Origin of the sequence: Methylomonas koyamae (assembly GCF_006483455.1) — a bacterium.
In the GTDB taxonomy this organism is placed as follows: Bacteria; Pseudomonadota; Gammaproteobacteria; order Methylococcales; family Methylomonadaceae; genus Methylomonas; species Methylomonas koyamae_B.
The window spans coordinates 38,295-63,265 of sequence record NZ_PPPU01000019.1 but is presented as its reverse complement, the minus strand read 5'-3'; the positions used below and the strand labels follow the sequence as shown (position 1 = coordinate 63,265).

Sequence of the window (24,971 nt, the reverse complement as noted above, 5' to 3'; positions counted from 1 at the left end):
CCGTGCGGGTCGGGAAAATTTCGCGCTGCGCTAGTCGCCGTGCTTGAAGTTTTTCCCGATTCGGCCTGTTCCTGCCTTACGCGTAGAAGTTTTCATCAAGCGTAAAAACTTCGGGCACTCGAAATGGCTGGCCGCGTTGCAGTCGGCGGCATGAAGCAGGCCGTCGCGCATCGCCGCCAATTCCTGGATTTTGCGATCCAGCTCCAGAGCCTGCGCGCGCAACAAATCGCGGTCGATGTTCATCCCGTCGGCCGAGAACATCGTGGTAATCTGGTCCAGCGACAGCCCGGCGCGCCGGCCCAAAGCGATCAGCCCCAGCCTTTGCAACGTTGCGTTATCGAACTGCCGCCGCAGGCCGACCCGGCCGCTGGAGCGGATCAGGCCTTTTTCCTCGTAATACCGCAACCTGGACGCCGGCAATCCGGAAATCCGTGCAACTTCGGCAATATCCATCCGTTTTCCTTTCGAAATTAATGCTTGACTTAAAGTCGGCTTGAGCTCGTATTCTGAGCCGGAACCCATTCGCCGTGATGACTGGTACAACGCGGCGGCATGGCACCGAACCCGTAAGGAGAAAATATGGATGCAAATTTTTGGCACCAAAAATGGGAGCGCCGCGAAATCGGCTTTCATCAGCAACAGGCCAACCCGTTATTGGTGGCGCATTTCGATAAATTGAATTTGGCGATCGGCAGCCGGGTAATGCTGCCCTTGTGCGGCAAAACTCGCGACATTGCCTGGTTGCTGGCATCCGGTTTCCGCGTCGCCGGCGCGGAACTGAGCAAAATCGCAGTCGAGGAATTGTTCGACGAACTGGAACTGGCGCCGCAAACTCAATCGGCCGGCTCGCTATGGCATTATCGGGCGGATAACATCGACCTGTTCGTCGGTGATATTTTCGAGCTGTCGGCCGACCTGCTCGGTCCGGTAGACGCGGTTTACGACCGTGCCGCTTTAGTCGCGCTGCCCGCCGAAATCCGGCAAAAATACGCAGCCCATCTGACTGGCTTGACTGGCGCCGCGCCGCAGTTGTTGGTGGCATACGAATACGACCAAATGCTGGCGGAAGGCCCGCCGTTTTCTGTGGCTGCCGACGAAGTGCGCGACCTTTATGCCGGCAATTACCGCTTGACGCCGTTGGCCTGCACTGTAGTTGAAGGCGGCTTGAAAGGTAAGGTGCCAGCGCGAGAAACGACTTGGTTAATCGAAAAACCGGATGCGCAGTAGATAGGGCGCTTGTATTCGATCATGATGCTCAGCCAAGGCTGAAAGCTTTATCAATGTCCGGTGAGGCCGAAGGGCGGGGTCCGGTTTCATGGCAAATGAAGCCGAGGGTAAATCTGCGGAAAATTTGGTCGGAGTGAGAGGATTCGAACCTCCGGCCCCTGCCTCCCGAAGGCAGTGCTCTACCAAGCTGAGCTACACTCCGTAACGTCAAATATTTTAACAAAGACCGTTAAAACCGACATGTAATTTTTTACGAGACATGCGCGCTTAAGGGCAGGACCGTAGGCGGCGAAAGGATGGTTTGAAAATGGTCGCCCGTGGACGCATTCGGCATTGGTATTTATTTGGAATCGATGCCAACTAATTTCGACAGCCTGCTAATATTTCACGAGAGCGTGCCTGACTGCGGCTGTTAGTCTGCGCTGGGGCGCGGATTAACGCTAACGAAAATACCGGGTTGTTTGCCCTGGGAGAAGTGAAAATGAACCTAACCCGTCTATTCTATTTTAACGTTGTGTTCGCGCTGATTTTGCAACCGGCGCAAGCCAGTGTGACCAGTTCGTTCGACGTCGACAGCGAGAACTGGCAAATCGTCAGCTTTGCCGATTTTAGCCAGAACGACTACAGGATTGTCGGTCAATACCAGCCAAGTTTCATGACCGGCGGCGGCAACCCTGGCAACTATCTTGCCGCAAACGACCCGGATGCCGGCGACTTTACCTTTTCCGCGCCGGGCGCATTTCTGGGGGCTCAGTCGGCGGCCACCGGTCTGTCCTATGATTTGACCTACCGCAACGGCGACGTAAATTGGCAGACTACCGACGTCATGTTGGTCGGGAATGGCCTACGCTTGCTTTGGAAGCGCAATCCAGACATCGTACCCAATAGTGGTTGGACGCACATTGGTTTGAGCTTTACGCCGTCGTCCGAATGGAGGTTGGGTACCTCGACCGGCGGCTTTGCCAGTGAAAACGACTTCCGCAATGTGCTATCCAATTTGAGCGGGCTATACATCCACGGTGAATTTACCAACGGTATTGTCGAAACCGCCGGATTGGATAATGTGGTGTTGCAAACTGTGCCGTTGCCGGGGGCTTTCTGGCTATTTGGATGGGGGCTCTGCGGTTTTTGGCGGTCCGCCCGCCTGAAACGCTGGCGCTAGGCGGAAAGAATTGATCTGCAACGCTGGGGTCGAAAAGCATGAGCCAATAGCGCCCTTTCCCCGCTTCGGCAAGCCGATTGATTGCGACTATTTCTGGAAAGGAGTCGCACGACATAAGGTAGATCTACGGTATTTCGTGCAGCATGGAATACGTCTGCTGCGGAAAATTCCGCGCTGAATCTAAAATAAGCAATATAAATCAATATCCTGGGTTGTGCTTGCTGTATTGGCACGCGGTTTGACTGTTATCGGTTAACCGAAGTTGAACTTCGGCACCCGATAACCAAAACCAGGAGATAGCCATGAAATTCACCGCCACGTTAACCGCATTCGCCATCGCCGGCATGATCGCTGTCAACGCCGACGCCGCCACCGTGATCGACCGCGAAGCCTATTCCCACGACGCCGACAACGGCGCCTACAACCCGGACTGGCTGGCCGAACTGCCGGATACGCTGAAACTAAGCCAGCTATCCCTACCCGGTACTCATGACACGATGTCTTTGTACGGCGGCGATATTCCGCAAACCCAATCCATGGATCTGCGAGAGCAACTCGAAGCCGGCATCCGGGTATTGGATATTCGTTGCCGCCACGTCAACAACAACTTTTTGATTTACCACGGAACGGTTTACCAGAAAGCCAGTTTTACCGACGTACTCGACGCGGTGCAGGCGTTTTTGACGCAACACCCCGGCGAAACTGTGGTGATGCGGGTCAAGGAAGAATCGACTCCGACCGGTAATACCCGCGAATTTCGTCAGACCTACGACGCGATTACCGCCAAATATCCCGGCCTGTTCTGGCAACCCGGTGGCAACTTCAATCCGGCGCTGGGCACGGTACGCGGCAAGGTCGTGCTGCTGCAAAACTTCGCGGAATCGACCCGGCAGGGTATCAACTTTAGGGAGCTGGAGCGGCAGGGTACTGCGCCGGACGACTGCCCTTTAAATAGCAATTGGGATTTGTACGGGGTTTGGGAAAAGGCCAGGACCCAATTCATGGCGGCCGCCAGTGGCGACCAGGACAAAATCTATATTAACCGCTGTCTGACCGGTTCCACCGGCGGTTTTCCGTACTTCGCCGCCAGCGGCAAAAGTTCGCCGCAAACCGATGCGCCGCAGTTGATGACCGGCTTGACCACGTTGACCAATCCCAACACCTATCCGGATTTTCCACGGGTGAATTGTCTGGGCAAGCTGTGTTCGATCGCCTTTCTCGGTACCAATCCGCTGAGCAGCCAATTTTTGCGCAATCTGCGTACCAATTACGCCGCATTGAATCAGGTTTACCAAACCCTGAATCTCAATATCCGGGTCAGCAAGCGGATCGGTATGGTGATGATGGATTTTCCGGGCAAGAGCTTGATTAACAACATCATCGCGATGAATAAATAGGGTCTTTGGCAGTACGCGCCGCAGGTCGACCGAGCTGCGGCTACCGTCCCGAGTTCCCGTCCAATCGCACCTGCCGAATCAGCGGATTCTTGGCCGGGGCCGATTAATTTTCTATCCTGCGCGGTAACCGGTAAAATCGTCGCATACGCTATGCGCCAGCTTGCCGAAGGCGGCGGTAACCGATTTCACCATTCAGGGAGTTCCATTTCATGAGCAATACACAAACTCACGCCGAAGTTCTGGTTTTGGGCGGTGGCCCGGGCGGGTATACCGCGGCGTTTCGCGCCGCAGATTTGGGCAAGCAAGTGGTCTTGGTCGAACGCCATCCGGTATTGGGCGGCGTTTGTCTGAACGTCGGCTGCATTCCGTCCAAGGCATTGTTGCACGTCGCGCAAATCATCCACGAAGCCGAGGACATGGCCGCGCACGGCGTTAGTTTCGGCAAGCCGCAAATCGATCTGGACAAAGTCAGAAGCTGGAAGCAGAGCGTGACCGAAACCCTGAACGGTGGTCTGGCCAAACTGGCTAAACAGCGCAAGGTGACGGTGATTCACGGCGAGGGTAAATTCGCCGGCGCCAACAGCCTGACGGTGACCAACGAGTCCGGTATCCAGACCGTGACTTTCGACAACGCGATCATTGCCGCCGGCTCGCAGCCGACCAAAATTCCCGGCTTCCCGCACGACGATCCGCGGGTTTGGGACTCCACCGACGCCTTGAGTCTGAGCAGCGTGCCGGAGAAACTGCTGATCGTCGGCGGCGGCATCATCGGCCTGGAAATGGCGACGGTTTACCATGCATTGGGTTCGAAAATCAGCGTGGTGGAGTTGATGGACCAGATCATCCCCGGCTGCGACAAGGATTTGGTCACGCCGCTGCAACGCAAGATCAAAAAGCAGTACGACAACCTGTGGCTAAAAACCAGCGTCAAGGCGATGGAAGCCACCGATGCCGGCATTAAGGTGGCGATGGAAGGCAAAGACGCGCCGGAAAGCGAAACCTTCGACGCGGTATTGGTCGCGGTCGGTCGCCGCCCCAACGGTAAGCTGATCGATGCCGAAAAGGCCGGCGTCAATGTCGACGAGCGTGGTTTCATTCCGGTCGACAAACAAGGCCGCACCAACGTTAGTCATATTTTTGCGATCGGCGACATCGTCGGCAACCCGATGCTGGCCCACAAAGCCACTCACGAAGGCAAAATCGCCGCCGAAACCATCGCCGGCCACAAAGCCGGTTTCGATGCATTGACGATTCCGTCGGTGGCTTACACCGACCCGGAAGTGGCATGGATGGGTTTAACCGAAACCCAGGCCCAACAACAAGGCGTCGAATACGACAAAGCCACCTTCCCCTGGGCTGCGTCCGGCCGTTCGCTGGCCTTGGGCCGCAGCGAAGGCTTGACCAAAATCCTGACCGATAAAGCCACAGGCCGCATTCTCGGTGCCGGTTTTACCGGTCCCGGCGCCGGCGAATTGGTGGCCGAAGCCGTATTGGCGTTGGAAATGGGCGCCGATGCCACCGACATCAGCCTCAGCATCCATCCGCATCCGACTCTGTCGGAAACCTTTGCCTTCGCGGCGGAGATGATCGAAGGCACGATCACCGACTTGTACGTGAAGAAGTAAAGTTCGGGCCGGCCGGTTTTCGGAAAGGAATCAAGCGATGGCTTATAACCGCCCCTACGGCCTGGACGAAGTTCACCGGATATTGTGCGACAGCGAGGGCCGGCCGCGGCCCGACTTGGCCGCCGCTGTCGCCAAGGCCGGTCACGCCATCTCGCTACACACCGAGGCGCGCGAGGATTTTTTTTCGCGCGGCGGCGCCAAGTTACCGGCGAAAGATTCGATTCTACTCGGTTCGCGCAAACACCTAATTCAGGCCCTACACGAGGTGTTGAATTCGGTGCCGGGCCAGATTGAGTTGGCCAAGCTCAACAATCCGCAATGCAAAAAGGTCGAAATTCGCGGCGTCGTATTACGCAAAGGGCGCGATTTCGACATCTTCACTGTGTATCGTCCGAAAACCAAGGGCGCCCAAACGTCGTTCGACTGGCTATCCACCCACAAGGGCGACGGCTTTATCCTGCAGTTGTTTATCCTGGTTTGCAAACTGCCGGGTAGCAGTCGCGAAGAAATTCATATCCAGACCGCTTTCCCGGAAGATTACGCCAGAACCTCAGGCGACGATATTTTGCGCTGAGGTTGCCGTACCGACGATTGGTGCGTCAGGCGGCTTTTTTGGTTTCGCTGCCGCGCGCTAGCAATCCGTTACGGCCTTTTTCGGCCAAGGCCAAAATTTGGTAAGCCAGATCGTCGGCGACGTTCAATTGCTGCAGGGTTGCGTTCAGATGTTCCATCACAATGTCGTAATGGAAGTCATCCGGTCCCAGCTTGATCAGGAAGCTGTGCGCGGGACATAGCAGTGTGATGGTTCGGATTTCCTGACCGCCGATAATGTCCAGCAAAAATGCGAAATCGTTGCCGGTGACCAGGCTCGGCTTGGCGTTGGTGCGGGCAAAAGCCACCGTGAAATACTGGTCCAGCGCTTCCAGAACCGCTTCGTCTTTGCTATTGAAGCTGCTGAAATAAGCCTTGAGGTAAGTCTTTAGCGCCGCGGTTTGTTCGGATGCCGGTTTGCTGAAAAAGAAGCGGTTGATGCGGTAGTCGTCGAGCATCTTGGCGTAAAACACGTCGACGATGCGGCCGACCCAATTGGCGTCGCTGAGAGCGGTGCGCATCGATTGAATTTGCGGGGCTACGGTTGCGCTCATGGCTGTCTCCTGGCACGGTTGATAACGCTCGCCAGTCTGCCAGTGAAGCCCCGCTTGTCAAATTTACGCTCAGATATCGGACGGACAAAAGTTGTGCAGGGCGGTGGGCCTGAAACCGGCCGCGCCGCCCAGCGGTTCAATCCTTTTTCGGTACGTAACCTTCCGGCATTTCGAAGCCGCCGGCGAACAGGAATTTCTCGCGCTCCGCTTCCAATACCTTTTTTGCCGATGGGTCGAAACTGGCCAGGCGGCGCTCGTTGATGATCATCGTCTGCATTGCCAGCCAGTCTTTCCAGGCCTGTTTCGAGACGTGCTCGAAAATGCGTTGGCCGTTCGGGCCAGGAAACGGCGGCGCATCCAGCCCTTCCGCTTCGATGCCCAGTTTCACGCATTTAACCATTCTCGTCATAATAATCCTCGGGATAATGTTGTTGCAGCAGGCGCTTGACCGGTGTCGGCAAGCCAAGTAACGCAAAGTCGGCGGCTTTATACCAAACCGTCCGATCCGCTTCCATCACATTGTTTCTGGGGTTTTCCAGTCTGGCCAGCAGTGGCGTGTAATCCAAGTGGTAATGGGAAAAAGTGTGGCGCCTGGTCGGCAGCACTTGCGGAGTTTGTTCGGTCCGGCCCTGCTGTCGACACCAGTCGCCGGCGGCGGCCATGTCGTCGAATTCCGGCAGGCTCCACAAGCCGCCCCAAATACCGGTTGGCGGCCGCTTTTCCAGCAAGATGCGGTCGTCCGCGTCTTGCAGCAGTAGCCAGTAAGTCTGTTTGATCGGCAAAGCCTTGCGCGGTTTGGCTTGCGGCAATTGCCGGGTCAAACCTTGCTGCCGGGCCTGGCAGCCGGCTGCGACCGGACAGATTTCGCACAACGGTTTGCTGCGGGTACACAGCGTGGCGCCTAGGTCCATCATGGCTTGAGTGTAGGCGGCGGTGCGCTGCGGCGGTGTGTATTCGGCGGCGATTTGCCATAGCTGCTCGCTGACGCGGGCTTCCCCGGGCCAGCCGGAAACGGCGTGGTAGCGGGCCAGCACCCGTTTGACGTTGCCGTCCAGAATCGGCTGGCTCTGGCCGCAGGCGATGCTGAGAATGGCGCCGGCCGTCGAGCGGCCGATACCGGGCAATTCGCACATGCCGGCCAAAGTTTGCGGAAATTCGCCGCCACCGGCCGCGACGATTTGCGCAGCCTTGTGCAGGTTGCGGGCGCGGGCGTAATAGCCCAGCCCCGACCAGTATTGCAGAACTTCGTCCAGTTCGGCGGCGGCCAGACTTTGCACCGACGGGAAGCGCGCCATGAAGCGTTCGTAATAGCCGATCACGCTGGCGACCTGAGTTTGTTGCAGCATGATCTCGGAAATCCAGACCCGGTAAGGGTTGATGTCGTGTTGCCATGGCAAATCCTTGCGGCCGTGGCTATCGAACCAGGCCAGTAGTTTGCGTTGAAATTGATCGGGGGGCATGGCTGTCGTTAATTCTGTTCCTGATGTCTGCGGCTACGTTAGCATGAACCGGGGTGGCTTGCTTATGCTCGAGCCGGTTGCGGCGTAAACAGTTGCCGATTGTCATATACATCGGTTTCGAGCGCACGCCCCCGATCTGGTACCGATGCTGATATAGTTACCGGCCAATAGCGTTTACCAAACCAAGTTCGTCATCAGTTCTATCATGAAAATGCCTGCCGCCGACGCGCCGATCGGCGTATTTGATTCGGGCGTGGGCGGATTGTCCGTGTTGCGGGCGATCCGCGCCGAGTTGCCCAATGAAGATTTGCTGTACGTGGCCGATTCCGGTTACGCGCCTTACGGCGACCGCGATGCCGGTTTCATCGAAGACCGGTCGGCGGCCATTGCCGGATTTTTAATCGACGAGGGCGCTAAGGCCATTGTCGTCGCTTGCAATACCGCTACCGTCGTGGCGATCGAAAAACTGCGCGCCTGGTGCCCGTTGCCGGTGGTGGCGATCGAGCCGGCGATCAAGCCGGCTGCCGGCATCACCCAATCCGGCGTGATCGGCGTGTTGGCGACTCGCCAGACGCTGGCTAGCGCCAACGTGGCCCGGCTGTGCGCGGCATATGGCCAGGACGTCAATATCCTGTTGCAACCTTGCCCCGGCCTGGTGGAGCAGGTGGAAAAAGCCGAGTTGGATAGTCCTGCCAGCCGGGCCTTGCTGGAAACCTATCTGGCGCCGCTACTGGCGGCCGGAGCCGATACCATTGTGTTGGGCTGTACCCATTATCCGTTTTTACTGCCGCTGGTCAGAGAAATCATCGGTCCCGAGCGGGCCATCATCGATCCGGCCACCGCGGTGGCCAAGGAATTGGCGCGGCGCCTGGGTAATCAACGAGCCTCGGCATTGCGCCCGGAGCCGGCGCGCACCCGTTTCCTGTCCAGCGCGGCGGGCAGCAACGCCAGTTCGGTGGTTTCGGCCTTATGGGGCAGCCCGGTCCTAGTCGAGCCGATCCAGGCCAGGCCAATCGCAGCGATTGGCTAGTGCCGACAACCGGGTGCATAGGCACCAGGCTAAATGTCCGGCAGTCGTTTTCGCCGCCCCCTTTGAGATCAGCGGCCAAACCCCGAAGATGCGAAATCCCAAGCGGCCCCGGGAGTGAGCGCCGGGGCCTTGGAGCTCGCTTGCTGTCTTTTGTGTGATTTTGAGAAACAATGTGTGCATTATTTGCGGCATTGTTAATTAAATGGGTCGCCCCTATAGTCTAGCCATGGGTTTGACTATTGGAGTAGACCATGACTAACGCACAAAAAGATCTTTTGAACGGTTTGGCCTTCATCACCGGAATCGTCGGCTTCTTATCCGGCGAGTTTATTATTTCGTCGCTATTGTTCGCTACGACCACCTTTGCCAGCAACATCAACATAAACCGGAAGAATCGGGAAAACTGATTGCTTGCGTCCGGCGCCGGCCGCGGACGGAAAGGATTGCGTTTAGCCGAAGATTGACGGTTTGGCTGGTGCGGCCAATCATTTACAATGCCGGCATGATTGAGACTTCGACTTCGCCGCGCATCGTATGACCACGGCCGCAAAAACCTATTTGAATGTGCCTTACGCGCAAAAGGACGCCGCGAAAGCGCTTGGGGCGCGGTGGGATGCCGCTAACAAAAAATGGTACGTCCCGGCCGGTAAGGACCTGGAGCCGTTTGGTCAGTGGCTGGCATCCGCGCAAGCTGGCGCTGCCGAGACCGGTTCCGTCGCGCCCGTTTCGGCACTGGCGCCAAATATCACCCAACCGGCCGATAGCAACTTCGTCGCTTACGACGGTGATGAACCGCCCTGGGACTGACCGGTGCGGATTCCGATAACGGCGGCTACAAGCTTATGCCGCCGCTGAAATACTTGGCCGGCTATCCGGCCGACGTCCTGGATCAAGTCGGCCGTTTGCTCGATAGCGGTCGCATGACTGCAATTCTGTTGCAAAAATATCCGCTGGCCCACGACATCAAATCCGACAAAGCGCTGTATGCGTATGTGATGGATTTGAAAAACCGCTTCCTGCGCCAATCCCCGCCCCTCGGCAAGATCGTATACGACGACAAAATCGATATCGAACACCAGGCTTTGGGCTTGCACGCCACTGTTTCGCGGGTACAGGGCGGACGATTGAAATCCAAAACAGAGATCCGCATCGGGTCGGTATTTAAAACTGCGCCGCTGCCGGTGCTGGATACGGTCGTTGTCCACGAATTAGCCCATTTGCGCGAAAAACAACACAACAAAGCGTTTTACCAGCTGTGCGAACATATTCAACCGGGTCACCGGCAGATGGAGTTCGATATGCGTTTATATCTGACACATCTGGATGTAATCGGCCCCTTGTACTTGCCGGAATGCGGCGCTTGATTTTTGCCGCCGATGCTCGGACCATTAGCCAATAACCGGATCCTTTTTAAAGGATTGAACCTGTAGCGGAGAAGAACATGCTAGTTTCGGAATTGATGACCACCAAGGTGTTTACCGTAGAACCCTACGACTTGATCGATCGGGTGTTTTTTCTGATCCACTACGAAAAAATCCGCCATCTGCCGGTGGTCGAGAAAGGCAAACTGGTCGGTATCGTCTCTGACCGCGATTTGTATAAGGCCTTGGGCCCGAAAAGCAATTCCAACGCAGTCGAAGCCAGCAAGGACAATACCCAGTTGCACGTGGTCTCGCAGAAAGTCGTGCACATCATGCACCGCGGTGTCTACACTGTGACGCCGGAAACGCCGGCTTCGGCCGCGGCGGCGATGATGGCCGATCACCGCATCGGCGCATTGCCCGTCGTCGAAAAAGACAAATTGGTCGGCATCCTCTCCGCCACCGACATTTTGCGGGTATTCGCCAAGTTGGAGCGGGCGCACGAACAATTGGAAAATGACTTGAAGCAAGGCAAAACCGGCGCTTAACCCTGACGGCGGCATGGTTGACAGCGGCCTGACCGAGGTCTAAAACGTCGGCTGCAGCATCCGCCCGGATGCCGTTACGCCAACTTCAGCCAAGAGGTCGCCGTTATGATGAGAATGTTGCTAGAGGTGGTAATGGTGCTGGCCTTGGTCGGAGGTTTGTTTTTTGCGACCAAGGTTTTGGCCAAGGAAAACCGCGACGGCGATAAGTCTGACGGCGATTCGTCGGCGGATTCCGACCGCGGCGACTGAGCGCTTTCAGTCCAACAGCCGGCCAGGCGGGGCGGAAGCAATCTATCGGCAATCGCTGCCTTTTTGCACCGAACAATCTTTTGGGATTTGAAAAATGGCTGCCATACGCAGTATCTGTGTTTACTGCGGTTCGAGTCCGGGCCGTAGCGAAATTTACGCCGCCGGCGCCCGGCGACTGGCCGAAGCCTTGGTCGAGCGCGATTTGCGTTTGGTTTACGGTGGCGCCGGTATCGGCGTGATGGGAGTGGTCGCGGATCGGGTATTAGAACTTGGCGGCCGTGTGGTTGGCGTAATTCCGCAGGCCCTGGCGACCAAGGAAGTGGCTCATCCCGATTTGACCGAGTTGCACGTCACCGCATCAATGCACGAACGCAAAATGCGGATGGCCGAGTTGGCTGACGGTTTTATCGCGTTGCCCGGCGGTATCGGTACCCTGGAAGAACTGTTCGAAATCTGGACCTGGGCTCAGCTCGGCTTCCACGACAAACCCTGCGGCGTGCTGAATATCGGTGGTTATTACGATACGTTGATTCGATTCCTGGATCATGTTACTGCCGAACAATTCGTCAAACCGCAGCAGCGGGCGATGTTAATGGTGGAATCCGAGCCGGCGGCTCTGCTGGATCGCTACGCCGGCTACCGGGCGCCGGCGGTCGAGCATTGGCTGGATCGTAGTCAGACTTGAACTTTAGTACTCGGCGTCGTGGTAGACGTTTTGGACGTCGTCCAGATCGTTCAACATATCCAGAAATTTTTCGAACATCGCTATGTCATCTCCGCTGATCGGTGTCGATCCTTTCGGTAAAAACTGAATCTCGTCGGCTTCGAAGTCGATCTCTCCCAGCAGGTCCAACAGGGCTTGTTTGGCCTTGAAATAATCCGAATGCGGCGTGAAAACGGTGAGCTTGCCGTTGTCGTTTTCCATGTCAGTGATGTCGACGTCGGCATTCAGCAAGGCCTCCAGCACCGCGTCTTCGTCGTCGTGTTTGAACGCCAGAATCGCCGAGTGGTCGAACATGTGGCCGACCGTACCCGGCGTGCCGATCTTGGCCTTGGTTTTGGTGAAACACAGGCGGACGTCGTTGAAGGTGCGGTTCGGGTTGTCGGTCAGGCAGTCGACGATGACCATGCAGCCGCCGGGACCGAAGCCTTCGTAACGCGCCGGGGCGAAATCCTCGCCGCCGGCGCCCTTGGCCTTGTCCAGCGCCTTATCAATCACGTGGGACGGTACTTGGTCCTTCTTGGCTCGGTCGATCAGGCCGCGCAAGGTCAGATTGCCGGCCGGGTCGACGCCGCCGGACTTGGCGACCACATAGATTTCCCGGCCGTATTTGCTGTAGACCTTGGTTTTGGCGTCGGCCGTTTTGGCCATCGATACTTTTCGGTTTTGATAGGCTCTGCCCATGAGTGCGCTGCTCCCGGAAATCGCGGTAATGAAGTCGGCCGATTTTACAGGCAGTTTTTAATGAGGGGAACCGTCAGCGGGCATTTCCTCGGGTACCGGCGCCGCTTCGAGCGATTCAGGGCGCCGGATTTCGTAGCGAGCTAACTCGGTAGCGCGGTTCGCTGTGGCCTGCCGGCGCTAAGGATGCCGAAGCAGGCGGCGGCAAACAGCCATAGCATCGGCGGTAGCGGTACGGCGCTGACGTCGAATGCGATTTCGCCGATTTCCGAAACCAGGTAAGCGTCGTAATAGGTATGGATCTGCAATCTGACGTAGCGGCCGACCGAGTCGTCCAGGTCGTCCAGGTCGAATACCGTTGCCTGATAGGGCGCGCGCGGCCGGTTATCGTCCGGCATTTCCGGATTGGTAAATGAACCTACAGCAGTGGGGTTGGCGAAATCGACGGTCGTCGAGCTATACAGGCTGATTTCCGCCACATTGGCGCCGCTGTTGGCAGCCATGTTCCATAATGCCATCTGTTTGATGCTGTAGTTGGCGCCTAAGTCGAAATCCAGAATGCCAGTGCACGGGCAATAAGCCGGGCTGATCCAGCCGTTGCCGATTTCCGGCGTGCCGCCGATATGGGTTGGATTCGAGGCGATGTATGCGGCGAAATCCGTGGCACCGCTGGTGAAGCTCAGCGAAAGGCCTGATTGGTTGAACATCGGCGTCTCGTCGGTATTGGCCGGAAACCCCGCGATGCCTTTGTAATTGCCTATCGTATTGTTGATCACCGCAATCGGCGACAGGATGGTGCCGGCCAGCGTCGGTTGAGTCATTAAAATCAAGGCGAGTGTGGCGGCGATAGTGCGCAGTCGGGCAAAGCAATGCATAAAACCTCCTGTGTAGTTGAGAGCCTCTGAGCGAAACAGCGTAAGCTTTTGAGGCGAAGGCTTTTGCAATCTACTCTAGCGTTATAAGTCCGTCAAATTTTTGCTATCTAGTCGAAGTAAAACAAAAAATATTGCATGTCGCGTGACTGTGAAAGTGGCTTGATATTGGTGCCGGTAGCGGACCTGAGTCACGTTGAAGCGTCGGTTCGTTAAGCAATTTGTAAGGCAGTGCGGCCAGAATGCCGCCCGAACCAATTGCAAACAACACGGAGTATCCGCTCATGACTAAACCGAAGATGAAGTTGATCAAACATATCTGGGTTTGTTCTTGCCCGCTGGCGATCGGCGCCGGCCATTCCGCCAAGGAGGCTTACAAACGCTGGAGCGATAACTGGAAAGCAAAATCGGTATTTTTGCCGGAGTTTCGTTGCTGATCTGTACACAAGCCCATCGAGTTTGCCGGCAACGGTGGGGCTTGTTCCCCACCGTTGCTTGAGTAGCCTGTTGCTTCAATGTTCGTTGCCGGCGAACGGTTGCAGGCAGGAATAAGGTTCCAGGCCTTGGCATAGCCCCCAAAAACTACCGAAAATCCCTTCGCTGCCCGGTTTCCAGTTTTCGGAGAAGGCTTCGAACACGACGCCGGACCACCCCCGTTCCGCCAGTTTTTCGAAGGTGGAACGCACCACCAAGGCCTGATTTTCCGAGTTGGCGATCCCGCAGCGTTGGCCGGTGTGGCGATTGGTTTCCGAGCCGCCTTCCGGGCCGTTCGGCCAGCCGAATTCGGTAATCACCACGTCTTTGCCGGGATAGGTCCGGCGTAGATCCTCAACCCGGGCTATATGGAAATCGGCGGCTTGTTCCGCGGTCGTGCAGGAGTGAATCGGCGAAAATTTATTCTCCCACCACGGAAAAATATTGGTGCCTATCCAGTCCACCTTGTCGGCAAACAAGGTAGGCCGGCAGGTCAGGCTGCGGTCGCACCATTCCCACCAGGTGTCGATGGTTGTGAGCGGCTGGCGGACCCCGGCCCGGCGCAAACTGTCTATGCAGCGCAAGATTTCGCCGTCGAAACGGTTGCCGTGGCGGGTGCGGACTTCCGAGCCGCAGCTCATAGCGATAATCGTCTCCGGGTAGGATTTGGCCGTTTCGATGCCGGCGGCGATGGAGCGGGTATTCATCGCTATATCCTTGTCCAGCCAGACGATGGCGATGACTTTAAGATGGCGGGTTTGGGCCGAGGCGAATACTTCGCCGAGGCCATTGATGACGCCGTAAGTCATGATGCAGCGAAATGGGGTTTGCTCGATAAGCTGGTCGAGCAGACCGTCTATCAATTGCCGGGACGGCGGCGGACCGTGCTCCGGCGTCAGGCTGCCGACGTAAGGGCTGAACGCAGCGCATTGCAGTGTCTCCCGGCCGAATTGCACTTGCTCCGGCGGCGGCTGGGAAGCCTGGGCTTGCGCGTAGTCGGCGAGAAACAGTTGCAAGAGCAACAAAACTAATGAGCGTTTCATGGTGCCTCCGATATGGGTTGTTATGTTACGGCCGCGGTTGCCGCGAGCGGCGGATGGTTCGTCGTTTTTCAACCTGGGTTTGCCGGTGTTGTCGAGTACCCGGTGTTTTGCTTCAGCCGCGCCGGCAGTATTTAGCATCGGCAGCCAAGCGCCAGCCCGGCTGAACGAAAAGGCGGCAATCGATGTTCAAACGCCGGGAAACGGTGGCGAAATCCGGCAACGGCCTTGCCGGCGGCGGAAGATAAATGTCAGTCCGGTTTTAATCTGGCGTTAAGCCGGGTTTGTTGAAGTCGTACCCGATTTTGGCCAACTGCCGCTACGTTAGCGGATGGCCGGAACGGAATAGTCGGAAATAAGCAAAACAAGGACACGCCATGCACTACCCCATCGCTAACGAGATGCTGTTCCACTGGCTGGACAATACCGCGCAACTGTCCCAACGGGTGTGCGTGGTGTTGATTGCAGCCCACGTATCGATTCGGATCGACTGGCTCAGGCAGGCCTTGCGCGGCGACAGCTACCTGTGGCGCAACCGTTTGGTGTGTTCGGCGTTTTTCGGCATCTTTGCGATGATCGGCACCCATAGCGGGTTTTTGTTGGACATTCACCAATTGGGCAAGCGCATCGCCTGGCCGGCGGACTTGTCGGATGCATTGAAACATTCGCAGGCCGTGATCGGGTTTCGCGATTTGATGGTGCTGGCGGCCGGCATCACCGGCGGACCCTGGATCGGCTTCGGCGCCGGTCTCGCCGCGGGCGGCGAGCGTTACCTGTTAGGCGGTTTCGCCGGCGAAGCCAGCGCCGTGGCGACACTGCTGCAGGGCGTTTGGGCCGGGTTGGCGGTACGCTGGTGGCCGATCCTGGCCAAACGTTTGCGCGGTGCGGCATTCATCGCCTTGCTCGGTACTCTGATGCAAAAAGCGGTTTTGTTGGCGCTGGTAACGCCGATGGCCGACGCGCTGGCGCTGGTGGTGGAGACCGCGCTGCCGGTGGCGGTGGTCAATACCTTCGGCTTGTTGTCGTTCTTGTTTGTGATGCAGGATCTGGAGCGCGACCGCTTGGTCAATCAGGCGCGCCAAGCCGAACTGCGGGCCTTGAACGCGCAAATTGAACCGCATTTCATGAACAACACGTTGAATGCGATCAAGGCCTTGATTCGGCGCGATCCCGACGCCGCGGCGCAGTACGTCGTCAAACTGGCGCGTTTTCTGGACGATACCCGCACCAACACCGGCGCCAATTCGATCTCGCTGCAACAGGAAATTACCCAAGTCGAACGTTACCTGGATTTCCAGCGTCTGCGCTTTCCGGACGCGTTTCAATTCCAACGCAATATCTCGCCGCAACTGCTGCAATGCCAACTACCGCCACGTTGTTTGCAAACCTTGGCCGAGAATGCACTGTTGCACGGGATGCAAGGCCAAAACCGGCCGTTGAAAATCGACATCATCGGCGTCGACCACGGCGCAACCCTGACCTTGCGGGTCAGCGATACCGGTTGCGGCATTGCTGACCCGCGCTTGAAAGAATTGGGCAACCGGCCGGTGGAATCCGCGGCCGGCAACGGTAGCGGCCTGTATCAACTGAAGCGCAGCCTGAAGCTGGCCTTTCCGCGCCAATCCTGTCTGGTCATCAATAGTTGGCCGGGTCACGGTACCGAAGTCGTTTTGACCATTCCGAAGAGGACCACAACATGGTAGCCAAACAACGCATATTGCTCGTCGACGACGAATATCTGGCCCGCGACGAACTGAAAGATATTTTGCGCCGCCGGCATCCGGATTTCGAACCGGTGGCCGAGGCGGCCGGCGCACGGGACGCCTGGGCGGCTTTGCAAGCCGATAGGAATATCAGTGGCGTGTTTCTGGATATCCACATTCAGACCGAAGGCGAGCGCGCCGGGCTGGACCTGGCTTACGCCATCAACAGCTTGCCGGCCGCGCCGTGGATCGTCTTCATCACCGGTCATCCGCAGACCGCGGTAGAGGCGCACCGGCTGCATCCGGCCCATTATTTGTTGAAACCGCTGGACGATGCCAAGGTCGACGAAGCCTTGAACTGGATTCGGCGCCAGGCGGTGCAGACCGCAGTCGCTGGCGCAGCCTTGCCGCAGCGAATCAAAATCCGCCACCGCATCGTCAACCGCTTCGACGAGCGCGAAACCCATGTCGAATACGTCGATCCGCAGGAAATCGTATTTGTCGCCAAAAATAACGCCGCCAACAGTTTGCGTATCCAGCTCAGTAACGGCACGGCTCTGGACGGCGTTTACGGCGCACTAAAGGAGTGGGAGCACAAATACCCCGGACTGGGCTTGGTGCAGATTCATCGCAGCCACTTGGTGAATATCCGCCAGATCCGCAGCTTGCGGCCGCGGCCGGGCGAGAACGAAGTCTACAAGGTCGCGCTGAAGGATTCCGGGCACGAACTCGCGGTGGGTCCGGAATATCTGGACGCGTTACGCGAGAAAATGGATGCCGGGTCGGTTTATTGATCCGGTCCGGACGAAAGCTGGCTTGGCGCCCGTCGGCTACAGTGCCCGGCTAGCGGCTAGCGATAGTGTTTTGGCCGGCCCTAATTCGGCGCCGGGTCAATCTGCTGCTATACGGGATAAGGTCGCATTCTTGGCGCGTAGGCTATTTCGCCCATTCCAAACGCAATTCCTGTGGTTCCGGTCGGCTTAGGCCGATGATCCTAAACAACGCATCGTCAAACCCTGGCCATATAGAATTCGTCAACCCTGTTGCCGCCGATGTTAAGCGAACCCATTCTTTCGCCCTCGATCGCGAACCCGAGCTTTTGATACAGCGCCAGCGCAGCCTGGTTGTCGGTGCGCACGGTTAGTTCTATGCGTTCGATTCCGGCCGTATCGGCTTTGCCGATCACGGCTTCCAACAGCTTCGCGCCGACACCGTGCCGCCAATGCGACTTGACCACGCCGATCACCAGCGATGCCGTATGTGCGTTCCGCCGCTGTTGATTGCCCACCAGCACGCAAAAACCGATTATGTCGCCTGCCGTTTCGGCGACGTACATAAAACGCCGCTCGCTTTGGGCAAACGCCGCGATGATCGCCTGTTGTTCGGACTCGGTGGTTTGGCGTTCGCCGGGTTCGAACAGCATGAAATCGGTTTCGGCATCGAGTTGGTTGAACAAGCGCAACAGGGTTGCGGCATCGGATATTTCGGCTTCTCGGATCTGCATCTGGGTTGGGTTGCCTGGAGTGAGTGAAGGGATAATTGGGCGCTAGGTTAGCTTCCTGGTTGAAGAACCAGTTGGTAGTGCTCCACTGTTGGAAATGGACTGTAAAAATGGTGTAGTAACCTTGCCCATTCCCGATATTCGGGCGACGAACGAAAGCCGATGGTATGCGCTTCCAGGGTTTGCCAGTTCACCAACAGAATATAGCGGCTCTCATTTTCTACGCAGCGTTGCAGTTGGTGCGAGATATAGCCCGGGCTATTGGCAATGATGGCCGATGCGACCGCAAATGCCGCCTCGAAATCGGTCTCTTTGCCCGGAATAATATCGAGAATGGCCACTTCAAGCATACGAACTCCAAAAGCGAATCGCGGCGGTAAAGCGCGGTGCTACAGCGTACAACGTTCTAGCTCGTGCAAATAAATAAAATTGGGCGCTTTCACTCCGGCGCGCTTGCGGATTTCCAGCAGTTCCGCCGATTCGAAAAAGCGGCGGGCCTTTTCCAAACAAGACCACTGCGAAAAATGGACGATGTTGTTCGCATCCTCGTCATAGCGTAGCAATTGGTAACTGATTTCGCCGGCACTTTTTCTGATGCCCGCCGCTTGGTCGAAAATGGTCTTCCATGCCGGATAAGACTCGACCTCGTGAATAATCAAAACATACTGCATACTGGCGATTTGGTGGGTTGTGGTCCGGATGATGATACAGAAAAAGTCGCGTGTGCTGAGCGAGCTTTTCTTTTCAACGTAGTTCATTACCTCCGCTAGCGGTTGCAGGCTTGCCATCGCAATTCACATTTGCGATTTTTAGTGGAATTTGACTGGAGAAGGCTACGCAAAACAGCGCAACTGGCTTGCGCCGCCGGATTCGAAGCGCTCGAAGCCAGCGGCTAAAGGCCGGTTACTGATTGCCGAAAAACGCCGCCAGCGCTGCAGCGCGGTCGGCGGCTACGATTTGCGCGTGAGGCCGGCTTTCGATCAGTTGCATATAGCTCTCGATGCCCGGAATGTGGCTGTTGACCAGGTTTTCGCCGTAAATCTTTTGGGTGGCGAAGCCGACCAGTTGCAAATGCGGCCAGGCGACGACATCCGCAGCGGTGAACGAATCGCCCAGCGCGTAAGGCGCTAGTTTCAACATTTTGGCCAAGCCGGCCAAACCGGTGTCGAGTTTTTGCCGGACTTCATCCTTGGTCTCCTGCGACACGCTGCCGCCGAATAGCGCTTCCGCATACAGACGGCGGGCAATCAGTTCCACGTTCAGCTCGATGTGCTGGATAAACTCCCGGCATTTAGCGCGTTCGAATCCGTTTGCCGGATACAGCGGATGTTGCGGAAACGCGTCTTCCAGGTATTCCAAAATCGCCTGCGATTCCGACAAATAGCCCTCTGCGGTTTTGATGAACGGAACCTTGCCCAGCGGCGAGCGTTTCAACACCGCTTCGGTTTGGCTCGGGCGTAAGGCTTCCTCGACGAAGGCGATTTCCTTTTCCATCAACGCCAGTTTGACTTTGTTGTAATAGTTGCTGATTGCTATGCCGTATAAAGTAATCATCGAATGATCTCCATCAAGTAAAAGTGTTTTCAGAACAGACCGGTCAGTCTGTTGCAATAATACAGACCGGTCGGTATAGTTGCAACTCCGTTTTTGCAAATATCTGCGTATGGCCCGTAATCTTCAGCAACATATCCTCGACGTCGCTTCGGAACTGTTTTACAGCCAAGGGATAAAAACCACTGGCGTCGATGCCATCGTCAAGGCCGCAGGCACCACCAAGATGAGCCTGTATAAATATTTTCCGTCCAAGGACGACTTGGTGGTCGCGCATTTGACTAAAAGCCGGGCCAATTTACAGGAGGTTATCGAAGCGGAACTGGCCCAAGCCGGCGACGATCCGCAGCGAAAGCTGCTGGCCGTATTCGACGTGTTCGAACGGCTGCAAGCCAGCCCGGCCTTTCGCGGCTGCCCGTTCATCAATGCCTCGGCCGAATTCGCCGAGGCCGGCAGCCCGGTGCAACTGGCGGCTGCCGAGTTCTCCGAAGGTTTTCGCCGCTTGCTGGCGACGCTGGCCGCCGAGGCCGGCGCTCGCGATCCGGATAATTTGTCCAAACATTTATCGATGCTGATTGCCGGTGCACTGGTGCGGGAACAGATGCAGCGCGGTTCGGCGCCGATGCGCGCCGCTCGCGAAGCCGCCGAGATCTTGATCGAACATGCCTGCGCGCAGTCCGGTCCCGCCGCACCGGCTTAACCGCATACAATAGCTCCACCGGCCGCACCGCGGCTTTCGTCGACACTATCGATCCATGTCATTACGCCAACTCGTATCCCAAACCGCCGTTTACGGCCTGAGCAGTATCCTCGGCCGCTTCCTGAATTACCTGTTGGTGCCGCTTTATACCTATACCTTCAGCACCGGCGAATACGGCGTCGTCTCGGAGTTCTACGCCTATGCCGGCTTTGTCGCCGTGCTGCTGGTATTGGGCCTGGAAACCGGCTATTTCCGCTTTCGGCAGCGGCCGGAATTCGCCGACGAACGGGTTTACCGCAACGCGCTGAGCCTGTTGCTGCTCGCCAATTTGGCTTTTGCCGGCGGCGTCTGGTTATGGCGGGACGATTTGGCGGCCTGGTTGCAATACCCGCAGCATCCGGAATATCCGCTCTGGTTTGCCTGGATACTGGCGCTGGACGCCTTGTCGGCTTTGCCGTTCGCCAAGCTGCGGGCCGAGAATCGGGCCTGGCGCTTTGCCTGCATCAAAATGGCCGAGATTCTGATCGCCATCGGTTTGAATTTATTGCTGTTACTGCTCTGGCCCAAACTGGCGGCAATTTGGCCGGATAGCATGATCGGCCGTTACTACGACCCACAAGTCGGCGTCGGTTACATCTTTATCGCCAATCTGGTGGCCAGCGCCGCTAAATTGCTGCTGCTGCTGCCGCAGTTCCGCGCCGTGCCGTTTGTTTTGGAGCGGGCGGTATTGGCGCCGGTGCTGCGCTACTCGCTGCCGATGATCGTGATCGGTCTGGCCGGCATGGTCAACGAAATGCTGGACCGGGCGATTTTGAAGCTGCTGTTGCCGTACGATCTGCAAACCAATCTGCAACAGTTGGGCATTTACGGCGCCTGTTACAAGTTATCGATTCTGATGACCTTGTTCGTGCAAGCCTTCCGTTATGCCGGCGAGCCGTTTTTCTTTTCTTATGCCGGCCGGGACGACGCTAAACGCGCCTATGCCTTGGTGATGAAATATTTCGTGATTGCCGGCGTGTCGATCTTTTTGCTGGTGGCCTTGTTCATCGACCTGTTCCAATATTTCATCGGCGCCGAATTTCGCCATGGGCTGGCCGTGGTGCCGATCTTGTTGATCGCGAATTTGCTGCTCGGCATCTACGTCAACTTGTCGGTCTGGTACAAACTGAGCGACCGCACCGGCCTCGGCGCCTGGGTGGCGCTGGCCGGTGCCGGCGTCACAGTGGCGTTGAATATCCTGCTGATTCCGGAGTACGGCTACGTTGGTGCCGCCTGGGCCACGCTGGTTTGTTATGGATTTATGGTGTCGTTGTCCTGGGGCTTGGGCCGGATTTACTATCCGGTCGATTACCCGTTGCTCAAGATCGGGTTTTACTTTGCGTTGGGGCTGGGCCTGTATGGCGCCGACCGTTACGCGGTGGCGCAATACCAATGGGATGTTTGGCTTTGCGGCAGTTTGGGTATGCTGATTTATCTGGCGCTGGCGTACTGGCTGGACCTGCGGCCGGTACTGGGCAAGCGTCGGATTAACGGGTGAAGCCGCCCAGCACGTTGTCGGCAATGTCCTGGTGCAGATCGGCGAAGTCTTTCTCGCTTAAGCCGACAAAATTCAACACCAAGTCCTGGATTTCCAGCCATTCGTAATCCGGTTGATAGCCCCAAAACAATTTATCGATATGTTCGGCCATTTTCAGGATGGCCAACAAACTGAGCTCGCTGGCGTCGCCGCGATCGCGCGCGGAGAAGCGCGACTTAACTTGGTGGTGGTCGCGAATCACGTTGGCGATGCGCTTCTCCAAGCCCCAGGCACGCGCCAGAAAATAGCCCAGCACGGCATGTTCAACCTGGTATTGGCGGTCTTCCGCAGTGCAAATCGACTGTTCCGGCGTATTGATATGCTGCGACATGAACTCGGCATACCCGGCGAAATGCTGGGTCAGCAGCGGGTGGCCGGCGTTGTGGAACAAGCCCAGCATATAGGCTTCGTCCGGGCGCGGATAAAACACGGCGCGGGCGATGGCGGTCGCAGCCATTGCCACGTTTAGCGGCGAATCCCAAAAATTCGGCGGATTGGCGCCTTCGTTTTCTTCGAACACTCGTCGCAAAGCCAGGCCGGCGACGATATTGACGATATTGCGCAGGCCGAGCAACGAGGTAGCATGCTGAATCGATACTGCTTTGGTGCGCAAACCGAAATACGGCGAATTCACACTACGCAGTACCAGCGCCGACAAACCGACATCCTGAGCCAGAATCTCGGCGATGGCGTCCAGTTCCGGATCGTCTTTCTGCAGTTCTTTATGCAGTTTGTCCAGCACGTGCGGGGCCGGAGGGATTTTGATGTTTTTTAAGGCCTTACGGACCAATTCGTCTTCGGTAGTATTCGTCATTGTTACCGGTCCTTAGGCCGAAAAAAAGAAGCTTGCGGATACGATTGGCGCCGCTGTTCGGCGTTGCGCAAAATTTGTTCGCGGGTAGGGTTGTCAGAACTGCTCCACGAACGGATTTCATCCAGCGAGCGAAAGCAGCCCAGGCAAATATCGTTGTCGTCCAGGCAACAATTGCGGATACAGGGCGAGCGGACAAACGAATCGTCGGTCATCTATTATCGGTGTTTTCGAAAAACTGTTTGGCTGCTGTCACATCGAGACCGATCTGCTGCTTTAGTTGATCGAGCGAAGCAAAGCGGGTTTCGTCGCGCAGTTGGTGCTTGAAATGCACTTCGACGTATTGGCCGTAAATATCCTGGTTGAAATCGAATAAATGTGTCTCCAGTACCACTTTGGAGCCGCCATCGACGGTTGGCCGCGAGCCGACGTTAGCGACTCCCCGATATTCGGCGTTGTCCAGCCCGGTCATCGTCACCGCGTAGACGCCGACAATCGGCGTGTTCTTGCGTTGCATCCGCACATTGGCGGTCGGGAACCCCAGCTCGCGGCCGCGTTTGTCGCCGTGAGCGACCCGGCCGCAGACCGAGTAATCCCGGCCCAGCATCGATTTGGCCTGAGCCAGATCGCCTTCTCCCAACGCGTCGCGGATTAAAGTGCTGCTGACCCGTGACCCCGCCAATTCGAAGGAGTGGCTATCCTCCACGCTAAACCCGTAAGTTTCGCCGCGGTGCTGTAATAGCGCGAAGTTGCCGCGCCGGGCCTTGCCGAAATGAAAATCGTCGCCGATTACCAAGTGTTTGACGTTCAGCCGCCGTACCAGGATGTCGGCGATGAATTGCTCGGCGTCGTAATCGGCCAGGCTGCGGTTGAACGGCATCACCAGTAATTCGTCGATCGGCAACTTGGCGAATTGAATGGCTTTTTCGCGCAAGCGAGTCAGACGCGACGGCGCGTGATCGGCCAAAAAATATTCCAGCGGTTGCGGTTCGAACACCATCGCCACGGTCGGCAAATTCAGCCGGCGGCCGTGTTCGGCCAGTTTGGTGATGACCAGTTGGTGGCCCAGATGCAGGCCGTCGAAGTTGCCGATCGTCAATACGCAGCCGTTGCGTAACGGCTCCAGATGATTTAGGCCTCGGATTAGACGCATGATCGCAAACGAGTTAAAAACGCCAATTCTACCAGTATGCGCAGACACAGGCCTACAGGCACCGGTTCCGGAGCGCGCGGCATCGCCGGTCTGACAATACGCGGCTGCGGAAACTGCACCCAGTATAGGCAGCCTGAGCCCATATTGGGTGCGCGCGGTCAAATATCGGACGTTCAAGCTATGGAGCGCTTCAAAGCTGGCTTGGTTTTATCTATTTGGCTACTCTCGGTATCCCCGCTGCAAGGCCCTGGTCAACCCTGTCTGGACTTGGTCGCGGATGGATTTTCGGATTTGTCCGACTACACTTGAAAAATCCAAATCGATCTTGCTACGGACTTCCGGATGGCGACTAAACCGACCAATACCTTGTACAACCACAACTCGACCGCAAAGCCGAGCGTGGTCAGTAAGAATCTGTTATCGGGCGAGGTCAAAGACGAAGATTGTCCCTGGGTCCAGGTCGGCCAGCTTTACCTGTCGGTGACGATAACCGGCGAAAACTCCTGGTTGCCGCTGGTCGCGTTGTTGCGCTCCCAAGGCCACAAGAATTTCAAGGTGTGTTCCGGACGCCACGGCGACATCCCGAATATCGTCGATAGAAAGGGTATGACGCTGAATGTGTTCGACAACAAGCACATTGCAGAAGACAAAGCCATCAAGGCCAGAGCCCTGAAAGAGTTCCCCGACATTACCATCGAAATCATCGATACCCAGCAAAGCAAAACCGACCAGATTAAATGGTTGCAACAAGAAACCCAAAAACACCTGAAGTCCAATATCCCGGTGATTTACGCCTGGTGTTATTCGCTGTTTACGATGTGCGAATTCAGTATGCCGGCGGTTGGCGATTCGTTGAAACTCTACGAGAAAGTGGAATACGTCAACGCCCAGAATGCCGAGTTGAACAAAACCATCGCCGAATTGGTGCTGACGTATTTTCCCTGGGTGTTGAAAGGTTAGTCCCGGCGCAAAAGGCTTAAGCCC

Annotated in this window: 32 protein-coding genes and 1 tRNA gene; 18 read left to right on the top strand and 15 right to left on the bottom strand. The window is 56.7% G+C overall.

Translation table 11 applies throughout. From position 1 onward, the window contains the following. Positions 1 to 30 precede the first annotated feature (30 nt). The gene (locus C2U68_RS12195) at positions 31 to 453 is read right to left on the bottom strand and encodes a helix-turn-helix domain-containing protein (protein ID WP_140912757.1); all 423 of its coding nucleotides are present in this window, start codon (positions 451 to 453) and stop codon (positions 31 to 33) included. Positions 454 to 579: 126 nt separating this feature from the next. Between C2U68_RS12195 and tmpT the strand changes: the two genes are divergently transcribed. Next, positions 580 to 1,227 (top strand): thiopurine S-methyltransferase, encoded by a 648-nt coding sequence (gene tmpT / locus C2U68_RS12190; RefSeq protein WP_140912756.1) that lies wholly within the window; start codon positions 580 to 582, stop codon positions 1,225 to 1,227. 125 nt (positions 1,228 to 1,352) lie between these two features. Here the strand turns inward: tmpT and C2U68_RS12185 are convergent. Beyond that, positions 1,353 to 1,429 (bottom strand) — tRNA-Pro (locus C2U68_RS12185). A gap of 279 nt (positions 1,430 to 1,708) precedes the next feature. Between C2U68_RS12185 and C2U68_RS12180 the strand changes: the two genes are divergently transcribed. The 4 genes from C2U68_RS12180 (at position 1,709) to C2U68_RS12165 (ending at position 5,985) form a co-directional block, all read left to right on the top strand. Beyond that, positions 1,709 to 2,389 (top strand): laminin B domain-containing protein, encoded by a 681-nt coding sequence (locus C2U68_RS12180; protein WP_140912755.1) that lies wholly within the window; start codon positions 1,709 to 1,711, stop codon positions 2,387 to 2,389. A gap of 302 nt (positions 2,390 to 2,691) precedes the next feature. Next, complete coding sequence (locus C2U68_RS12175; protein ID WP_140912754.1) at positions 2,692 to 3,786, top strand: phosphatidylinositol-specific phospholipase C; 1,095 nt, start codon at positions 2,692 to 2,694, stop codon at positions 3,784 to 3,786. A gap of 209 nt (positions 3,787 to 3,995) precedes the next feature. Beyond that, entirely contained in the window at positions 3,996 to 5,411 is a 1,416-nt protein-coding gene (lpdA, locus tag C2U68_RS12170; protein ID WP_140912753.1) for a dihydrolipoyl dehydrogenase, read from the top strand. A gap of 37 nt (positions 5,412 to 5,448) precedes the next feature. Next, positions 5,449 to 5,985 carry a hypothetical protein gene (locus tag C2U68_RS12165; RefSeq protein WP_140912752.1) on the top strand — a complete coding sequence of 179 codons (537 nt, stop codon included), beginning with the start codon at positions 5,449 to 5,451 and terminating at the stop codon, positions 5,983 to 5,985. Between the two features lie 25 nt (positions 5,986 to 6,010). Here the strand turns inward: C2U68_RS12165 and C2U68_RS12160 are convergent, their stop codons facing one another. The 3 genes from C2U68_RS12160 to mutY form a co-directional block, all read right to left on the bottom strand. Next, positions 6,011 to 6,556: a hypothetical protein gene (locus C2U68_RS12160; protein ID WP_140912751.1), complete on the bottom strand. Its 546-nt coding sequence runs from the start codon at positions 6,554 to 6,556 to the stop codon at positions 6,011 to 6,013. A 136-nt stretch (positions 6,557 to 6,692) separates the two neighbouring features. Beyond that, positions 6,693 to 6,965: an oxidative damage protection protein gene (locus C2U68_RS12155; RefSeq protein WP_140912750.1), complete on the bottom strand. Its 273-nt coding sequence runs from the start codon at positions 6,963 to 6,965 to the stop codon at positions 6,693 to 6,695. Further along, complete coding sequence (gene mutY / locus C2U68_RS12150; RefSeq protein WP_140912749.1) at positions 6,949 to 8,016, bottom strand: A/G-specific adenine glycosylase; 1,068 nt, start codon at positions 8,014 to 8,016, stop codon at positions 6,949 to 6,951. Before mutY ends, C2U68_RS12155 begins: the two co-directional genes overlap by 17 nt. A gap of 205 nt (positions 8,017 to 8,221) precedes the next feature. Here mutY and murI point away from each other — a divergent pair, with 205 nt between their 5' ends. From murI to C2U68_RS12125, 7 genes are all read left to right on the top strand, one after another. Then, the gene (murI, locus tag C2U68_RS12145; RefSeq protein ID WP_140912748.1) at positions 8,222 to 9,046 is read left to right on the top strand and encodes a glutamate racemase; all 825 of its coding nucleotides are present in this window, start codon (positions 8,222 to 8,224) and stop codon (positions 9,044 to 9,046) included. Positions 9,047 to 9,297: 251 nt separating this feature from the next. Beyond that, positions 9,298 to 9,453: a hypothetical protein gene (locus C2U68_RS21220; RefSeq protein ID WP_186289594.1), complete on the top strand. Its 156-nt coding sequence runs from the start codon at positions 9,298 to 9,300 to the stop codon at positions 9,451 to 9,453. 127 nt (positions 9,454 to 9,580) lie between these two features. Beyond that, positions 9,581 to 9,853 (top strand): DUF5710 domain-containing protein, encoded by a 273-nt coding sequence (locus tag C2U68_RS12140; protein ID WP_140912747.1) that lies wholly within the window; start codon positions 9,581 to 9,583, stop codon positions 9,851 to 9,853. Between the two features lie 35 nt (positions 9,854 to 9,888). After that, complete coding sequence (locus C2U68_RS12135; RefSeq protein WP_140912746.1) at positions 9,889 to 10,410, top strand: M48 family metallopeptidase; 522 nt, start codon at positions 9,889 to 9,891, stop codon at positions 10,408 to 10,410. Positions 10,411 to 10,487: 77 nt separating this feature from the next. Continuing rightward, a complete protein-coding gene (locus C2U68_RS12130) occupies positions 10,488 to 10,955 on the top strand; it encodes a CBS domain-containing protein (protein ID WP_140912745.1) in 468 nt (155 codons plus the stop codon). Positions 10,956 to 11,060: 105 nt separating this feature from the next. Beyond that, a complete protein-coding gene (locus C2U68_RS21215; RefSeq protein ID WP_186289593.1) occupies positions 11,061 to 11,204 on the top strand; it encodes a hypothetical protein in 144 nt (47 codons plus the stop codon). 94 nt (positions 11,205 to 11,298) lie between these two features. Continuing rightward, complete coding sequence (locus C2U68_RS12125; RefSeq protein ID WP_140912744.1) at positions 11,299 to 11,889, top strand: TIGR00730 family Rossman fold protein; 591 nt, start codon at positions 11,299 to 11,301, stop codon at positions 11,887 to 11,889. 3 nt (positions 11,890 to 11,892) lie between these two features. On the opposite strand, the gene C2U68_RS12120 is transcribed toward C2U68_RS12125, so the two are convergent. Both C2U68_RS12120 and C2U68_RS12115 read right to left on the bottom strand, forming a co-directional pair. Continuing rightward, entirely contained in the window at positions 11,893 to 12,609 is a 717-nt protein-coding gene (locus C2U68_RS12120; protein WP_140912743.1) for a YebC/PmpR family DNA-binding transcriptional regulator, read from the bottom strand. Between the two features lie 140 nt (positions 12,610 to 12,749). Further along, the gene (locus tag C2U68_RS12115) at positions 12,750 to 13,481 is read right to left on the bottom strand and encodes a hypothetical protein (RefSeq protein WP_140912742.1); all 732 of its coding nucleotides are present in this window, start codon (positions 13,479 to 13,481) and stop codon (positions 12,750 to 12,752) included. Between the two features lie 281 nt (positions 13,482 to 13,762). Here C2U68_RS12115 and C2U68_RS21210 point away from each other — a divergent pair, with 281 nt between their 5' ends. After that, positions 13,763 to 13,915, top strand: a complete 153-nt coding sequence (locus C2U68_RS21210) for a hypothetical protein (RefSeq protein WP_186289592.1) — start codon at positions 13,763 to 13,765, stop codon at positions 13,913 to 13,915. Positions 13,916 to 13,990: 75 nt separating this feature from the next. Here C2U68_RS21210 and C2U68_RS12110 read toward each other — a convergent pair whose 3' ends face one another. Continuing rightward, positions 13,991 to 14,995, bottom strand: a complete 1,005-nt coding sequence (locus tag C2U68_RS12110; protein WP_186289591.1) for an exo-beta-1,3-glucanase — start codon at positions 14,993 to 14,995, stop codon at positions 13,991 to 13,993. 374 nt (positions 14,996 to 15,369) lie between these two features. Between C2U68_RS12110 and C2U68_RS12105 the strand changes: the two genes are divergently transcribed. Together C2U68_RS12105 and C2U68_RS12100 are read left to right on the top strand one after the other, a co-directional pair. Further along, positions 15,370 to 16,695: a LytS/YhcK type 5TM receptor domain-containing protein gene (locus C2U68_RS12105; protein ID WP_140912741.1), complete on the top strand. Its 1,326-nt coding sequence runs from the start codon at positions 15,370 to 15,372 to the stop codon at positions 16,693 to 16,695. Then, positions 16,689 to 17,489, top strand: a complete 801-nt coding sequence (locus C2U68_RS12100; RefSeq protein ID WP_140912740.1) for a LytR/AlgR family response regulator transcription factor — start codon at positions 16,689 to 16,691, stop codon at positions 17,487 to 17,489. The genes C2U68_RS12105 and C2U68_RS12100 overlap by 7 nt, the downstream gene beginning before the upstream one ends. Positions 17,490 to 17,704: 215 nt before the next feature. Here the strand turns inward: C2U68_RS12100 and C2U68_RS12095 are convergent, their stop codons facing one another. The 4 genes from C2U68_RS12095 to C2U68_RS12080 form a co-directional block, all read right to left on the bottom strand. Then, the gene (locus tag C2U68_RS12095) at positions 17,705 to 18,199 is read right to left on the bottom strand and encodes a GNAT family N-acetyltransferase (protein WP_140912739.1); all 495 of its coding nucleotides are present in this window, start codon (positions 18,197 to 18,199) and stop codon (positions 17,705 to 17,707) included. A 47-nt stretch (positions 18,200 to 18,246) separates the two neighbouring features. Further along, the gene (locus tag C2U68_RS12090; RefSeq protein WP_140912738.1) at positions 18,247 to 18,546 is read right to left on the bottom strand and encodes an antibiotic biosynthesis monooxygenase family protein; all 300 of its coding nucleotides are present in this window, start codon (positions 18,544 to 18,546) and stop codon (positions 18,247 to 18,249) included. Positions 18,547 to 18,585: 39 nt separating this feature from the next. Next, positions 18,586 to 18,954, bottom strand: a complete 369-nt coding sequence (locus C2U68_RS12085; protein ID WP_260839332.1) for an antibiotic biosynthesis monooxygenase — start codon at positions 18,952 to 18,954, stop codon at positions 18,586 to 18,588. Positions 18,955 to 19,099: 145 nt separating this feature from the next. Beyond that, positions 19,100 to 19,750 carry a glutathione S-transferase family protein gene (locus tag C2U68_RS12080; RefSeq protein WP_140912737.1) on the bottom strand — a complete coding sequence of 217 codons (651 nt, stop codon included), beginning with the start codon at positions 19,748 to 19,750 and terminating at the stop codon, positions 19,100 to 19,102. Positions 19,751 to 19,859: 109 nt separating this feature from the next. Here C2U68_RS12080 and C2U68_RS12075 point away from each other — a divergent pair, with 109 nt between their 5' ends. Further along, positions 19,860 to 20,447: a TetR/AcrR family transcriptional regulator gene (locus tag C2U68_RS12075; protein ID WP_140912736.1), complete on the top strand. Its 588-nt coding sequence runs from the start codon at positions 19,860 to 19,862 to the stop codon at positions 20,445 to 20,447. 55 nt (positions 20,448 to 20,502) lie between these two features. Beyond that, entirely contained in the window at positions 20,503 to 21,984 is a 1,482-nt protein-coding gene (locus tag C2U68_RS12070) for a lipopolysaccharide biosynthesis protein (RefSeq protein ID WP_140912735.1), read from the top strand. Here C2U68_RS12070 and C2U68_RS12065 read toward each other — a convergent pair. The 3 genes from C2U68_RS12065 to ribF are packed head-to-tail and all read right to left on the bottom strand — an operon-like array spanning position 21,974 to position 23,987. After that, entirely contained in the window at positions 21,974 to 22,837 is an 864-nt protein-coding gene (locus tag C2U68_RS12065; protein ID WP_140912734.1) for an HDOD domain-containing protein, read from the bottom strand. The two genes, C2U68_RS12070 and C2U68_RS12065, sit on opposite strands and share 11 nt — an antisense overlap. 2 nt (positions 22,838 to 22,839) lie before the next feature. Continuing rightward, the gene (locus C2U68_RS12060) at positions 22,840 to 23,049 is read right to left on the bottom strand and encodes a DUF1289 domain-containing protein (RefSeq protein WP_140912733.1); all 210 of its coding nucleotides are present in this window, start codon (positions 23,047 to 23,049) and stop codon (positions 22,840 to 22,842) included. After that, on the bottom strand, positions 23,046 to 23,987 hold the full coding sequence (gene ribF, locus C2U68_RS12055) for a bifunctional riboflavin kinase/FAD synthetase (RefSeq protein ID WP_140912732.1): 942 nt from the start codon (positions 23,985 to 23,987) through the stop codon (positions 23,046 to 23,048). The genes C2U68_RS12060 and ribF overlap by 4 nt, the downstream gene beginning before the upstream one ends. Before the next feature lie 342 nt (positions 23,988 to 24,329). Between ribF and C2U68_RS12050 the strand changes: the two genes are divergently transcribed. Further along, complete coding sequence (locus tag C2U68_RS12050; RefSeq protein WP_140912731.1) at positions 24,330 to 24,947, top strand: hypothetical protein; 618 nt, start codon at positions 24,330 to 24,332, stop codon at positions 24,945 to 24,947. Positions 24,948 to 24,971 lie beyond the last annotated feature (24 nt).